Annotated in this window: 11 protein-coding genes and 1 pseudogene; 7 read left to right on the forward strand and 5 right to left on the reverse strand. The window is 68.6% G+C overall.

Annotated elements, in window-relative coordinates; genetic code table 11:
- Window positions 1-750: 750 nt before the first annotated feature.
- Window positions 751-1,140, reverse strand: a complete 390-nt coding sequence (locus tag ACFY93_RS12985) for an FAD-dependent monooxygenase (protein ID WP_391357061.1) — start codon at window positions 1,138-1,140, stop codon at window positions 751-753.
- Between the two features lie 46 nt (window positions 1,141-1,186).
- Window positions 1,187-1,960 carry a WHG domain-containing protein gene (locus ACFY93_RS12990; protein WP_391357064.1) on the reverse strand — a complete coding sequence of 258 codons (774 nt, stop codon included), beginning with the start codon at window positions 1,958-1,960 and terminating at the stop codon, window positions 1,187-1,189.
- A 176-nt stretch (window positions 1,961-2,136) separates the two neighbouring features.
- Here ACFY93_RS12990 and ACFY93_RS12995 point away from each other — a divergent pair, with 176 nt between their 5' ends.
- Window positions 2,137-2,868, forward strand: coding sequence for a DUF2306 domain-containing protein (locus ACFY93_RS12995; RefSeq protein ID WP_391357066.1), 732 nt, complete (start codon window positions 2,137-2,139; stop codon window positions 2,866-2,868).
- 117 nt (window positions 2,869-2,985) lie between these two features.
- On the opposite strand, the gene ACFY93_RS13000 is transcribed toward ACFY93_RS12995, so the two are convergent.
- Window positions 2,986-3,849 (reverse strand): hypothetical protein, encoded by an 864-nt coding sequence (locus ACFY93_RS13000; protein WP_391357068.1) that lies wholly within the window; start codon window positions 3,847-3,849, stop codon window positions 2,986-2,988.
- 218 nt (window positions 3,850-4,067) lie between these two features.
- Window positions 4,068-6,314 (reverse strand): MMPL family transporter, encoded by a 2,247-nt coding sequence (locus ACFY93_RS13005; protein WP_391357070.1) that lies wholly within the window; start codon window positions 6,312-6,314, stop codon window positions 4,068-4,070.
- A gap of 176 nt (window positions 6,315-6,490) precedes the next feature.
- Here ACFY93_RS13005 and ACFY93_RS13010 point away from each other — a divergent pair, with 176 nt between their 5' ends.
- The gene (locus tag ACFY93_RS13010) at window positions 6,491-6,886 is read left to right on the forward strand and encodes a VOC family protein (protein ID WP_391357073.1); all 396 of its coding nucleotides are present in this window, start codon (window positions 6,491-6,493) and stop codon (window positions 6,884-6,886) included.
- Window positions 6,887-6,953: 67 nt separating this feature from the next.
- On the opposite strand, the gene ACFY93_RS13015 is transcribed toward ACFY93_RS13010, so the two are convergent.
- Window positions 6,954-7,631, reverse strand: coding sequence for a WHG domain-containing protein (locus ACFY93_RS13015; RefSeq protein WP_391357075.1), 678 nt, complete (start codon window positions 7,629-7,631; stop codon window positions 6,954-6,956).
- Window positions 7,632-7,715: 84 nt separating this feature from the next.
- Between ACFY93_RS13015 and ACFY93_RS13020 the strand changes: the two genes are divergently transcribed.
- The 5 genes and pseudogenes from ACFY93_RS13020 (at window position 7,716) to ACFY93_RS13040 (ending at window position 14,140) form a co-directional block, all read left to right on the forward strand.
- Window positions 7,716-7,913 (forward strand): 4Fe-4S domain-containing protein, encoded by a 198-nt coding sequence (locus tag ACFY93_RS13020; protein ID WP_391357077.1) that lies wholly within the window; start codon window positions 7,716-7,718, stop codon window positions 7,911-7,913.
- Window positions 7,910-8,158: pseudogene (locus ACFY93_RS13025) on the forward strand (FAD-dependent oxidoreductase); the annotation flags it as partial. The gene ACFY93_RS13020 and the pseudogene ACFY93_RS13025, both read left to right, overlap by 4 nt.
- A 172-nt stretch (window positions 8,159-8,330) precedes the next feature.
- A complete protein-coding gene (locus ACFY93_RS13030) occupies window positions 8,331-9,728 on the forward strand; it encodes an MFS transporter (RefSeq protein WP_391357079.1) in 1,398 nt (465 codons plus the stop codon).
- Window positions 9,725-10,945 carry an FAD-dependent oxidoreductase gene (locus tag ACFY93_RS13035; RefSeq protein ID WP_391357082.1) on the forward strand — a complete coding sequence of 407 codons (1,221 nt, stop codon included), beginning with the start codon at window positions 9,725-9,727 and terminating at the stop codon, window positions 10,943-10,945. Before ACFY93_RS13030 ends, ACFY93_RS13035 begins: the two co-directional genes overlap by 4 nt.
- An 882-nt stretch (window positions 10,946-11,827) precedes the next feature.
- Window positions 11,828-14,140, forward strand: a complete 2,313-nt coding sequence (locus ACFY93_RS13040; RefSeq protein WP_391357368.1) for a GDSL-type esterase/lipase family protein — start codon at window positions 11,828-11,830, stop codon at window positions 14,138-14,140.
- Window positions 14,141-14,417 lie beyond the last annotated feature (277 nt).

The raw sequence follows: 14,417 nt of genomic DNA on the forward strand, positions 1-14,417 counted from the left end.
ACGCAACACTGCGGGTATATGTTGAACGGGGATCCGTCGGGTGGTGGGAACGCACAGGTGTCCGCGGTCGGCGGCGCGGGGCCACCTTGGACCGTGTTCACGAGATGCCCTGACCGGGACTCCGCAGTGACCGCCATGGCCTGAGGTCCTCCTTCGACGTGGCGGATGCCACCGAGTCGATCGGCATGACCACAAACCTAGGAACGCGGTCCGCCTGCCGCCATGAAGCGGTCGGGTCACTCTGCGGTACAGCCTGCGCTACCACCCTCCGGTCCCGGCTCCAGGCGGCGATCACTCCGTTCCACTGAACGCTCCCTCAAGAGGGCACCTGGAGCGGCGGCTCACATCACCGCCCCCTGCCCCCAGCAGTCGCCCGCCGGCGTCATCCGCCGGCAGGCGCCGAGAGGGTGGTTCTCCAGGTGGTCCGTGTGAGCTGTCTGCCGGCCGACGGTGAGCTGGCGGATGTCGACGGCACGAAACGACGGCTTGCGGTGCGTTGCGGGAACTCCGACAGGCGGTCGTCGACGCCGTCGCCTTCGCGGAGGAGTGCCTTCCCGCCGCCCGCGTGTTGCCATACGCCGCTGACGACCTCACCCGGTCGCGGCCGCCCGGCCCCCTCCGACTGCGCCCTCCGCGCAAGGGTTTGAGAGGGCACAGCCGGATCGCCGGTCCACGACGGGGGGGACACAGACCGGCTGTTCTGACGATCGGCGTGCCCATGCCCACGGGTCGGCCGAGCCGTCCTGATGATCATATGGGGGGCGGGGTTGCTGCTTGCTTGTCGTCGGTGGACCCGAGCGTGTCCGAACGCGGGCTCTCGGGACGGCCGGGGCAGCGGAGTCGTCTGATGGCCACGCAGCGCGCACCGGCCGGTTGACCTCGGGCATGCCGAGGAGGTCGTCGAAGAGGAACCGCAGGGTGCCGTCGCGGGGTGCTTGTACCGCGGTACCAGGGTGAGTGCGAGGAGCAGGGTCGGGAATAGCCGGTGCTCTCCGTGACCGCCCGGCCGACGGGGCGGAGCTCGGTGTCGTAGAGGTCCAGCAGGCCGGGAGGTGCCCGGCCGTCGATCGTGGCGGCCGGCTTCCAGCCGAGGTTCAGGACGTGTCGTTCTGGTGGCGCGCGACCGCGGGCAGTCGGCACGCCCTTTCCTTGAGGACGACGTCCGTGGGGTACGGCGGTCGGTCTCTCACTTCGCGGGCTCGCCGGCCGGAATCCGTCGGCGGACGTCCTGGAGCATGGTCCGCATCGACAGGTGGAACATCTCGGCTTGGTGCGCGCCGACGAACGAGGTGTGCCCGAACACCTCCAGGACGACCAGGCCGTGCATCTGCCCCCACGCGCTGATCAGGATGGGCACCGCCGGAGACGGCATCCCGCCGAGAGCGTCCGGTGACAGGAACTCCTCCAGGTGGCGTCTCAGCGCGGGTGAGAGGGCGGGAGTGTCGGCGGCGGCGAGTTGCTCCGAGGTGAAGCCTCTGAAGAGTTCGTTCATGAAGATCCCGCTCATCCGGCGGACCGCCCGGGTGCTGGAGCCCTCCGTGGGCGCCGAGTAGTGCCGCAGCGGTGCTCCATAGATGAGCTGGAACCGCTCCGGATGGTCGACCGCCCACTGCCGGTAGCTCTCGGCCGCGATCACCATCCGGGGCACGTCGGAGTCCTCGGAGCCCTCCGGGTGACCGGGCTCCTCCGGCGCCGTGTCGACCGCGTGCTGAACCGCGTCGGCCAGGTCCTCGTACGCCTTGGTGATGAGCGCGGTGACGAGCTCGTCCCGGCTCGGGAAGTAGTGGTAGAGGGCTTGCACGGTCATCCCGAGACTGCGGGCGACCGCCCTGAGCGACAGAGCGGCCGGCCCGTTCTCGGCGATCTGGCTCTCGGCGGCGGCCAGGATCTCCTTGACGGCGGCGGCCCAACGCCGTTCACGCAGGGTGAGTGGGGCGCCGGCCGGCGCGTCTCCGTTCATGCACCTCACCGTACGACGGTTCCCTTACGGCGACAAGGATGATGTAAATAGGTCAAATTTACCTGACACTGTTAAATAAAATTACCTCTGCCAAACCAACTGCACCCCCGTCTAGCGTGAGTCCCGCGAACAGCGGTTTCGTCACTCCCCCCGCAGGCACGATTCAGGAGTCCCCCATGTCAACAACAGCCAGCATCACGTCGACCCGCCGATCGCCGCAGTACGGCTGGTGGCTGCTCGCCGTACTCGCGATCGGCACCGCCGGGTACAGCGTTCCGGCTTACCTGACCGGCAACGAGTCGCAGAGCAAGATCCCGCTCAATCCGGATCTGGCGCTGCACTACCTGATTCTCGGTATCCACGCCCTGCCCGCGGGTCTGCTGCTGGCGATCGGCCCGGTCCAGTTCGTCCCGGCGTGGCGGAACAAGTACCGCAAGATGCACCGCGTCCTCGGCCGTGTGTACATGGTCAGCATCCTGATCGCGTCCGTGGCTGCCCTCTTCGCCGCGACGTTCTCCGTCGACGGATTCCCCGCGCAGGTCGCCTTCTACGTGCTCACGGCCGCCTGGCTGTACTCCCTGTACCAGGCCTACCGGACGATCAGGAACGGCCAGGTCCAGCTCCACCGCATCTGGATGATCCGGAACTACGCGCTCTCCTTCGCCGCGGTGGTGCTCCGCGTGTTCCTGCTGATCGGACTCGCGCTCCGGTCGCAGCTGGACTGGCTGTCCTTCGAGGACGTCTACACCACGTCCGTGTGGGGCTCGATCCTCATCAGCGCCGGCGTCGCCGAATGGTTCATCGTCCAGCGCACCCTCAAGCCCCTCGCCCGCAGCCGCCGGCGTCCCACGGGCGCGCAGGAGCGTACAGCCGGGACGAGCGAGAAGACGGAGCCCGCGACGGTGTGACGGGCCTTCGGGGTACGGGGCTTGAGGGCCTGTGGGGCCCGGAGGACAGCAGGCGGTGCCGGCGGCGATGTCGCCGGCACCGCCTGTCGGCCGTGCCGGGGGCCGGGCGGCCGGTTCTCAGCCCCTGCCGAAGTGTTCCGCGGGGAACGCGCCCGCCGCCCTGAGGGTCCTGGTGAAGCCTGCGGCCAGTTCGGTGAGGCGGGTGACCCCGGCCGCGCCGAGATACGCGTAGGGCGCGGTGTCGAGACGGTCCGTCAGCGCCTCCGCCTCACCGCGCAGGGCGGTTCCGGACTCCGTGAGATCCCCCGTCTCGTCCAGCAGGCCGCGCTCGCGCAGCCGGTCCCGTGCACCGGCCCACTGCTGTGCCGACCAGCCGCGGGTCCGCATGAACAGCGCCGATGTCGGCGCGGTGCCCGTGGCGTTGTGCAGAACCAGCGCCTCGATCCCGGTCAGGCCCGCGACCGCCAGCGCGGCCAGGTGACCGTCACCCCGGTATTCGCGCAGCAGTGTCGCGGCGTGCCACAGCGCCAGGTGCGGCTTCTCGGGCACGGGGAGATCGGCGTTCGCGGTGTACAGCGGCCGCGCCTCCCGGTGGCACCCCTCGGCGGCGTGCAACGCCAGCCGGGCGGCCTCGGCCATGTCCTCGGAGGCCACGGCCTCCTCCCCGAGAAGCCGCCGCAGCGCCTTGTCGGCGCCGCGCAACCGGGCGGCGAGCACCGCCTCCGGTGTGGCCAGGGCCCAGGCGGCGGGGACGTACCGCCGCACGTGCTCGTGGTTGAAGTTGTAGAACGTGGCCGTCACAGCGCCCGCGCCCACCGCGCCGAGAGGGGCCGCGCGGCCCGCGTAGTAGGCCATGGGCCCGGGCTCCAGGCCGAGCGCCGCGAGTTCGTCCTGCCGTTCCGGTGCGAAGTACACACATGAGTGCAGGGGGGCGACGGCGTCGTGGCAGCGGCGGTTCGTGCTCGTCCGGGCTGAGGTCATGGCATGGCTCCGTAGGTGGGTCGAGTGCGCCTCGTCCGCCGAGGCCGACGCGGGGCATCAGGTGAGCATCCCACTCATCATAGATTATAAATTAGGTAATCGATTATTTCTCGGATGGTCGACTCGTTGCCGGAAGCGCCGAGCGCACGGACGAACGGGCGGGCTCGACGGTGGATAGGTGCCGTCGAGCCCGCCCGCAGGCTGGGGGACCGGGTTGGTCAGACCTCCGGTGAAGCCTTCGTGTACGTGGGCTCCGTCGCGGCCGCGGACGTGTACGCGGGCTCAGGCCCGGGCTGGGGGCCGCCCTCGCTCAGGCCGAACCGTCCGTGCAGCTTCTTCAGGAAGGGCGGCGCGTACCAGGCCGAGCCGCCGAGCAGGCGCATCGCGGCGGGGACGAGCACACCGCGGACGGCGATGGCGTCGATGAGGATGGCCAGTCCGCTGCCGAGGCCGAACATCTGCATAAAGGTGATCTTGGCCGTGCCGAAGGCGAAGAAGCTCACGGCCAGCAGGAGAGCCGCCGCCGAGACGATGCGCCCGGTGTGACCGAGGCCGTCGGCCACGGCGGACTCGTTGTCCTCGCCCTGGCCGTGGAGCTCCTTGATCCGGCTGGTGACGAACACCTCGTAGTCCATCGAGAGACCGAAGGCGATGCAGAACATCAGTACCGTCATCGACACCTCCATGGGCTGGGCGGTGAAGCCGAGCAGGGAGGAGAGGTTGCCGTCCTGGAAGATCCAGGTCATGACGCCGAGGGTGGCGCCCAGGCTGACCGCGTTGAGGGCCAGCGCACGCAGCGGCTGCACGATGCTGCCGGTGAACAGGAAGAGCAGGACGAAGGTGGTGAGGACGACCAGGGCGATCGCGATCGGCAGCTGGCCGCTGATGGACTCCTTCGCGTCCACCAGCTCGGCGTCGGTGCCACCCACCAGGGGCTCTGTCCCTTCGGGTGCCGCCACTGCCCGCACGTCCCCGACCAGTGCCTCGGCCTCGTCCGACTTCGGGGTCAGGTCGCTCACCACGTTGATCCGCTGAGCGTCGGGACGGCCGAGCGCGGGGTTGCCGGGACCGGCCGGCGAGCCTTCAGCGGTATGGGTTCCCGCGCTCGTCTCGACCCGGATGACGCCGTCGAGGGCGGCCAGTTCGCTCGCGTACGAGGTGAGCCCGTCCTTGGCCACTGCCTTGTCGATGGCGATGTGGAGGGCCGCCGCGTCGTTGCCGTTGAAGTTCTCGCCGAGCATCGCGGTGACCTGGCGGCTTTCGGCGTTCTCCGGCAGCACCCGCTCGTCGGGCGTACCGAAGGTGATGCCGATCAGCGGGGCGGCGGCCACCAGCAGGACCGCGAGCACGGGCAACGCGGTGAGCGCGGGGCGCCGCATCACCGTACGGGCCGTGCGACCCCACACGGACCCCTGGACGCTGGGCTGCTGCCGCTTGGCCCACGGCATCCGGCCCTTGTTGACACGGTGTCCCAGGACGACGAACAGGGCGGGCATCACGAACAGGGTGCTGATGGCCGCGATGGCGACGACTCCGACGCCCGCGTAGCCGAAGGAGCGCAGGAAGTACTGGGGGAAGACCAGCAGCGAGGCGAGCGCGGCCGCCACCGTAGCGGCGGAGAACGCGACCGTGCGGCCCGCGGTGCTCACCGTCCGGCGGACGGCGTCGTCCACGGAAGCCCCGGACGCGAGCTGTTCACGGAACCGGCTGGTCATCAACAGGGCGTAGTCGATGCCCAGTCCGAGACCCAGGGCGGTGACCAGGTTGGTCGCGGTGTTGGAGACCTCGGTGATGCCGCCGAGGAGGGACAGCTGGGCGAAGGCACCGGCGATGGCGATGACCGCGATGGCCAGCGGCAGCAGGGCGGAGACCACACTGCCGAAGACGAACAGCAGCAGTATCAGGGTCAGGGGAACGGCGATGGACTCCGCCAGCACCAGGTCCGAGACCACCTGCGTCGATATGTCGGCACTCACGGCGGTGCCGCCGCCGGCCTCGACCTCGAACGTGTCCTCGTAGGTCCCGGAGTAGGTGTCGATGACGCTCTGGGCGTTGTCCTGCAACTCCGCTTCCTCGCCCTTCACATGGGCGAGGACCAGGGCCTGCTTCCCGTCCTCGGAGCGGAGGTCGGGGAGGTTCGTGTCCCAGTAGGAGTACACGTTCGCCAGGTTCTTGTCGTCCTTGAGGTCGGCGACCAGGGCCTGTCCGCTCCGCTTGGCGGCCGGGGTGTCGACACGGCCGTCGGGGGAGCTGACCAGCAGGACCAGGTTGGTCTCCCCGCCGAACTTCTCGTCGATGACCTCGACGGCCCGGCTGGACTGGGAGCCGGGGTCGTCGAAGCCGCCGGGCAGAAGCTTGGTGAACGCGCCGCCGCCCACGAATCCCATGAGGGCCACAGCCGCGACGGCGACGACGAGTACCAGCCGGGACCGGCGGATCGCCAGCTCGGCCACGCGTTCGAACACGAGATCTCCTTCGCTTGCACCTGGTCAGAACGACATGAGGGCGCTGTCGCACTCCTCATGGCCGTGAGCGACGGTAGTCAAGGAGAGGAAGATTTAGCAGTATTCATTTTACTTAACACTGTCAGGATTTTTTGGCAGTCTTACTCAGTGTTTCGTGTGGACGTTAAAGTGCGCTCATGAAACTCGCCCAGGTCCGCCTTCTCGTCGCGGACTTCCCCCGCTGCTACCGCTTCTACCGGGACGTTCTGGCGCTGAAGCCGCAGTTCGAGGCAGAGGACGGCCCGTACGCGAAGTTCACCGCCGCCGACGACGGTGCCGCGGGCATCGCCCTCCAGGACCGGACCCAGATGAGTCAGGTGCTGGGCGAACTCGCTGCCGAGCCGACCGGATACCGGTCCCTTGTCGTCCTGCGGATCGACGAACTGGACCGCTACTGTGAGGAGATCACCGGGCGGGGAGCCGTACTCGTCCATGGTCCGGCTCCCATGACGGACCACATGCGCGTCGCCCACCTCAAGGACCCGGCGGGCAACCTCGTCGAACTCCAGGAGTGGCTGGTCCAGTCCGGGTGACGGCGGGAGGCAGGTTCAGCCGCCGGCGCCGGGAGCGGAAGGACGAAGCCCGGCACCACGGTCCGGGTCAGCAGCGGCCGAACAGGGAGACGAGCAGCGCGTTCTGCAGTTGGACCAGGCGCTGCTGACCCGGCTCGTCGCGGGTGGTGATCCACCAGATGCCGAACTGGCCGTGCAGGCCACTCCACAGCAGCCGCGTGATGTCTTCCGCGGGCAGTGACGAGGCACCCGCGTTGCCGCCGGAGCCGACGGCCGGGGCGTTCAGGTATCCCTGGACGACCTCGCGCCAGACCTTCATCACATGCGTTCCGGGGTGGCCCGCGGACGACTGCGGCTCGGCCAGTGTCGGCCCGATGTGGAACATGAGCTGGTAGCGCTGCCGCTGCTGGGTGGCGAATCGGCAGTACGTGTCGACGGCGGCCCGCAGAGCCGCCCATGGATCGGAGTCCGGCGCCGACTGTGCCGCCTGACGCATGTTCTCGGCCAACGCACGGCAGATGTCGTCGAGTACGGCGAGCAGAAGCTCGGACTTGTCCCTGAAGTGCTTGTAGATCGACGGAGCGGTGACGCCGACTTCCCTCGCGATGCCGCGCAGTGACACGTCCTCGGGCCGGCTCGCCTCCTTGAGCAGGCGGCCGGCCGCGTCCAGGACCTCCTGACGCAGCCGTTGGCCCTCTCCCCACCGGTTGGGAACACGAGCTCGCCCGCCGGACTTGTCCGGTGTTCCGGTGTGGCCTGTACCCATCGCTCCTCCTTTGCCTCTCCCACGGCACTCAGTTTACGGTGTTCATCGAATTAGTAAACAGTGATAGCCGATTGGGGTGGACCCGTGAAGGTGGCCATAGAACAGGAGAAGTGCGTGGGTGCGGGACAGTGCGTGCTGCTCGCTCCCGAGGTCTTCGACCAGCGCGACGAGGACGGCATCGTCGAGCTGTTGGACACGCTTCCCGCACCCGAAGCACGGGAGGGTGTCCGCGAGGCGGCCGCGGTCTGCCCAGCGGCCGCCATCCGTCTGGTGGAGGGGTGAGCGACGGCCGGGTGGTCGTGGTCGGCGCCTCCGCGGGCGGACTGGCGACCGTCGCGGCGCTGCGCCGGCTGGGGCACGGAGGTCACGTCGTTCTGGTGGGCGAGGAGACCCACCTTCCCTACGACCGACCGCCGTTGTCGAAGCAGATCCTCAGCGGCGCATGGAACCCGAGCCGGCTCGCCCTGCGTACCCCCGCCGAGATTCAGGCCCTCGACCTCGATCTGCGGCTGGGCACCGCCGCGACCGCTTAGTAGTCGTCGACCGTCCGGAGCGAGCGCCGACAAGAGACCGTCCCGAGGGGCGAACCCGGGACGGGCGAACCCGTGCCCGCTCGGCGGCACACACCGTCGATCCCGTGGTCTTCCGCCCCCGCGCCCCACTGCCCCCACTCGTCCCGCCACGGCGGAAAGGACGCGCATGACCATGACTCTGGCTTCGCCGGTCCGCATCGGAAAGCCCGCTGTCGCCGCTCTCGGCGTACTGGCACTTGCCACCGGCGCTCTGGAGTCGGTGGTGACGCCGACGCTCCCACTTCTGCAACGCGAGCTGGACATGAGTCCGGCCGAAGGCGCGTTATTGAGCATCATGCTCCTCATCACCGGCGCGCTCATCACGCCGGTCGCGGGCAAGTTCGGTGACCGTTACGGCGGGAAACGGGTTTTGATCCGCCTGATGGCAGTGGTTTGTGTCGGTGGCCTGGTGTCGTCCCTGGCACCGAACCTGCCCGTACTGCTGCTGGGCCAGGTTCTTCAAGGAGCCATGGTGGGCGCGCTGCCCCTGTCGTTCATCCTGGTGCGCAAGCTGCTCCCCGCGGGGGAGTCGAAGGTGGCCATCGGGTGGGTCAGCGGACTGTTCGTGGGCGGCGGGATGGCGGGAACACTGTCGGCCGGTCCCGTGGCGGAAGGACTGTCCCGGCACTGGATGTTCGCACTGCCGACGTTCGCGGTCATCGTGGCCACTGTGCTGGTGAACCGGCTGATGCCCGCCGACGCCCCGGGCCGCCCGGACGACGCCGGGGTCGACTGGCCCGGCCTGGCTCTGCTGAGCGGGACACTGATCACGCTCATGCTCGGGCTGGCGCTGGCACCCGATCTCGGCTCGCGGCCGCTCGTACTCGTGGCCGTCGTCGTGCTGCTGGCCGCCTTCGGCACCGGATGGGTAGCTGTCGAGCACCGTGCGGTGTCACCGATGGTCGACCTGCGCATGCTGGCACGGCCCGCGATGTGGAAGTCGTGCGCGCTGACGTTCGTGATCTGCGTCGGCACATCGGTGGCGGTCTATCTCGTACCGCAGTTGTTCGCGGTGTCCGAGGACGCGTACGGATTCGGTGCGAGCGCCACCGAGACGGGGTTCTTCCTCCTGCCCGGAGCGCTGGCCGCGTCACTGGCCGGGCCGCTCAGCGGGATCGGCGCGCGGCGGTTCGGCTCGCGTTCCGTGGTCACCGCCGGGATCGTCATGATGGCCGCCGCGCTGGTCGCCCTCGCACTCGTACACACCGAGATCTGGCATCTCGTCATCGGCAAGATGCTGATAGCGCTCGCCAACGGCCTGTGCGTCACGGCGATGGTGAGCAGCACCGCCACCTCCGTCGACCAGAGCGACACCGGCATCGCCACCAGCCTGATCCTGGTGACCCGCGTGATCGGCTATGCCGTGGGTGTACAGGTCAGCGGCGCGATCCTCACCGCTGGGACTCCTGCCGGGTCGGATGTCCCGGCCGAATCGTCCTTCGCCATCGGCTTCGTCATGGCCGGTGTGGTGACGGCGCTCTCCCTGCCTGTCGTGCGCACCATGAGCAAAGGAGAAAAGGAATGACTTCCGACGGTCTGATGACGGACTTTCGAACCACGCCGAGGCGGAAGGTCCTGATATCCGGGGCCGGCATCGCGGGGCTCGCCCTCGCGTACTGGCTGAACCGCCACGGATTCGAGGTCACGGTGGTGGAGAAGGGGGACACCTTGCGTGGCGGCGGCTACCCCGTCGATGTGCGGGGCACAGCACTGGAGGTGGTCCGCAGGATGGGGGTCCTGCCGCGACTGCGGGACGCGCACATCGACCTGCGCCGGATGACCTTCCTCGACGGTGACGGCAGCGAGATCGCCTCACTGCCGCCACATGTCGTCACCGGCGGTGTCGAGGGACAGGACCTGGAGGTGCGGCGCGGGGATCTGACCCACGCGCTCTACTCAGCGGTCCGTGACGACGTGGAGTTCGTGTTCGACGACTTCGTCCACACTCTCGGCCAGACCGCCCACGGGGTCGACGTCACCTTCAGCGGGGGCGGCAGCCGTACGTTCGACATGGTGTTCGGTGCGGACGGCATGCACTCGCGTACCCGGGAATCGCTGTTCGGTCCCGAGGAACGGTTCCGCCGGCACCTCGGCTACTGCTTCGCGGGATTCACCATGCGCAACACCTTCGGCCTCTCTCGCGAAGCCCTGATGTGGAGCACTGCGGGCAGGGCCGCGACGCTCTACGCGACGGGATACGGGGACGAGGCGCATGCCTTGCTGGTCTTCGCCCAACCGGAGCCGCCGTCCCACGTGTTGCGGAACCCGAAAGCCCAACGGGACCTGGTCGCCGAGACCTTCGCCGGTGCGGGATGGGAGGTGCCGCGCCTGGTCGCCGGCCTGCACGACGCGGACGACCTGTTCTTCGACGCGGTCAGCCAGATCCGTATGCACCGCTGGTCCAGCGGTCGGGTCGCCCTGCTGGGTGACGCCGCCTACGCGCCCTCGTTCCTCACCGGGCAGGGATCCAGCCTGGCCCTCGTCGGCGCGTACATGCTCGCCGACGCGCTGGCCGACCGGGGCCACACCGCGGGTTTCGCCGCCTACGAACACAACACCCGCGAGTTCGTGACTCTGAACCAGGACGTGGTGCGTGAGGGTGACGCCAGACTCTTCCCCACCACCGCCCGGGGCCTTGCGGAGCGTGACGACATGCTGCGCCGACTCGGCACACAGCCCGCCTCAGGGGAACGCCCCGTCCACTCGGTCCTCACCCTGCCCGAATGCCTGCCCGTGACGTGACCTCGGGCCGCCGTCCGGGCCGGAAAGGCATCTCCGAAGCGGGCATGACCCGGACACGCCCGAGGGAGCCGGCGGTGCACTGCCGGTGCGGCGCTGACGCGCAGGGTGTGACCCTGGCCGCGTCGTACGGGCACGCCTTGGTCAAGCGCGGCCCGCCCGATGTCGTCCAGCTCGCCGACACGGAGGAAGCCGGCGAGCTTGCCCGGCATGTCGAGGACAGACGGCAGTTCGAGGCCGCCGGGCGACTGGGTCGGCGGCAGTGTGCTCGGGCCGGAGGTTGGCGACGGCAGTGCGGACGGCGCCGCGGCTCACGCCGTGATCGCGGGCGGGCGCGGCAACGGAGCGGCCCTCCAGGTGCGCCGCGCGCACGGTGTCGGTCTTCCTGGCGGGGACGCTGGGGCGACGTCCGCCCTTGTTGCCCTTCGCCTCGGCGGCACACAGCCCGTCGTAGGTGAGTTCGGGCTGGAGGTCGCTTGGAAAATCCGGGCTCATGAGACGTCCGACGCGCCTGTCTTCATTCCATCGTCTGCCGGCAACCTGGCTGGTTGTGATCGATAAGGCGGGGGGCGTGTGAACCTGCGCTCGTGGTAGCCCGTAGTACCAGGTAGACCGACTGTGCCTGCTACCGACCGACGGCCGACCTATCCCAGGGGAAATGCGAGGCCAAAAGCCGTGCAGCGTCAAGAGGGGCACCGCCGTTGTGAGGACTGCCGCGAGGAGGATGCGTCAGCCGACGCTGGGTGCCAACCCCTGGTGAGCTTCGAGGTCTTGCCCGAGAAGGCCTCGAAGCCGCTCCGAGATGACGCCCGAGCGAGACGCGGGACGATCCCATATCGGTTGGTGTCAACAACCCCGAAAAAAGGACCATTACGCATGCGGAACATGATCGAGCCAGCGCACCGAAGACTGCCACTACTCTCAGGCGTCGTCTTTGCCTCCGTCCTGGCCTGCGCATCTCTCCAGCTGGCCGCCCCACCGCGGGCAGCCGCCATCGAAGGGGGGGTCCCTGCCTACGCAGCTGCTGACACCGTCCAGATCTGGAAAAAGGGCAGCCCTGGGGACCCGGACAGGTACATCTGCGCCGGTACTATCACCGCCGCGTACAAAATCGTCACAGCGACGCACTGCTTCATAAACGCCCCCGTCGACGGCAGCGGCCGGTACTACGCGCGAGCGGGCGATGTTGTCCTCGGCGGGGGTGAGAAATACATCTTCGAGAAGATGGCATCCAGGGGCGATCTGGCGGTCGTCACCACGAGTCTCCACGGCTCTCCGCTCCCCACCAGAAGAGTGGCCAAGCTCGGGCCGAACAAAAGGGTGCCTCGGAAAAAGATCCTCTACAGTTTCGGGTGGGGCCTCACCAGTGCATCATCAACCGTTCCTTCCCGGCTCCTCAAGCGCGCCCTGACTTCGGTCAACGATAACGAAGAGGGGTTGAGGGACGGGGCCAAGCCTGGTGGTGGCGCGTACCAGGTCCGGGCCATTGGTGCCAAGCTCCGTTCAGGAGACTCTGGTGGGCCCTCCGGCTACTACGTCGGCGGGAACCACTACCTCACCGGTGTGACTTCGACGTCGGATGTCACAAACGGCAACGCCAAGATGTCCGCGACCTACGACATGCCGGGATGCAACACGCCGGGCGCCGTGCCGTGCGTGTACGACTGGCTGAAGATCGAGGCCGATATGCAGGTCGCCAACGGCCATGACGAGCTGCGTCGGCGCAGCATCAGTGTGATGCCGTTGGGCGACTCGATCACAGATGGCTTCAAGAGCACCAATGGGGCGGGGTACCGCTCGCGCCTGTACGGCAGGCTGAACGAGTCGACACGAGATGTGGACTTCGTCGGTACGCAGCACAGCGGCCGCACGGTCGACCCGGACCACGAGGGCTACAGCGGGATGGAGATCGACTACGTGGCCGGCCGGGCCAAGTCCGCTGTCCCGCTCTCCCACCCCTCGGTGGTCACCCTGCACCTCGGCACCAATGACGTCGACCGGGGGACGGCCCTGCCCTCCGCACCGGACAGGCTGGGAGGGCTCGTCGACCAGATCCTGAAGGACTCCCCAAACAGCACCGTACTCGTGGCAACCCTGGTGCCCTCGAAGGACGCGAACGTCCAGGCTCGCATCGACACCTACAACGACGGCGTGGCCGAGGAGGTCATGGAACGTGCCGAGGCCGGCAAACACGTCAGTCTGGTGGACATGAACGAGGTGACGACGACCGACCTCGCGGACACGCTCCACCCCAACGACGGCGGCTACGACAAGATGGCCGACGCATGGTTCGACGCCATCGCGGGCGTCGCGGAGTCGGGTTGGCTCGAGGACACCGGGAGCGGGGACACGTGCAGCGACCAGCGGGGCGGATGGATCCCCCAGGGGCAGATCGCCTCCGGAGTCGGAGTCGACCGCCCCAACGTACGGTTCGCCGACATCGACGGTGACGGCCGCGACGACTACCTCGCGGTCGACCCCGGCACCGGCGCCGTGCGGGCCTGGATGAACACCGGCGGCGACGCCAACGGCAAGCCCGGCTGGAACCCCCGGGGGCAGATCGCCTCCGGCACCAACCCCGGCGAGCTTGAGTACGTCGACTTCGCCGACATCAACGGCGACGGCCGCGACGACTACCTGCTGCGCCGCAACGACGGCGCGATCCGAGCCTGGATCAACGCCGGTGGTGACGTCGACGGCAAACCCGGTTGGATCCCCCGGGGCCAGATCGCCGCCGGTGTCGGCAACGTCACGGACGGGCGCCGGCTCGCCGATATCGACGGGGACAAGGACGCCGACTACCTGATCGTCGAAGGCAACGGCGCGATACACGCCTGGATCAACGTCGGCGGTGACCGGGACGGCCAGCCCGGATGGATCGACGGGGGCAAGATCGCCTCCGGTATCCCCAACCCCTCGCGCATCTTGTTCGCGAACATCAACTGCGACAAGCGGGCCGACTACCTCAACCTGAGTTCCGTCGACGGATCGGTGGATGCCTGGGTCAACACAGGCGGTGACAGCGACGGCAAGCCGGGCTGGATCGCTCAGGGCCAGATCGCCTCCGGCAACGTCGGGGACCCGGACGGAGTCCAGTTCGCCGACATCGACGGCGATGGGCGTGACGACTACCTGGTCGTCACCGCCGAAACCGGCGTGGTCCACGCCTGGATCAACAAGGGCGGCGACCCGGCCTAGGTCCTGTGCGGCGGATCAAGTCGCAGGAGGCCGACGGTGGCTGGTCGACGCCGGTGAGCGGGGTGTGATGCGTGCGGCTGCAAGACGGAGGAGGGCGTCGACGCGGAGCGTCGGCAACCGACGACAACCGCCGCAGAGGTGCGTGCCACACCCCGCGTCTGCGGCATGATCCGCCGGACAGGACCTCAAGTCCGTACGGACGGGCACACATGATGTGACCCGCCTGGACCTTCCCGAGCCCCATGCCCGGGAAGGTCCAGGAGCCGCCCCATTCCGA

This window comes from Streptomyces sp. NPDC008313, assembly GCF_042956125.1.
Classification (GTDB): Bacteria; Actinomycetota; Actinomycetes; order Streptomycetales; family Streptomycetaceae; genus Streptomyces.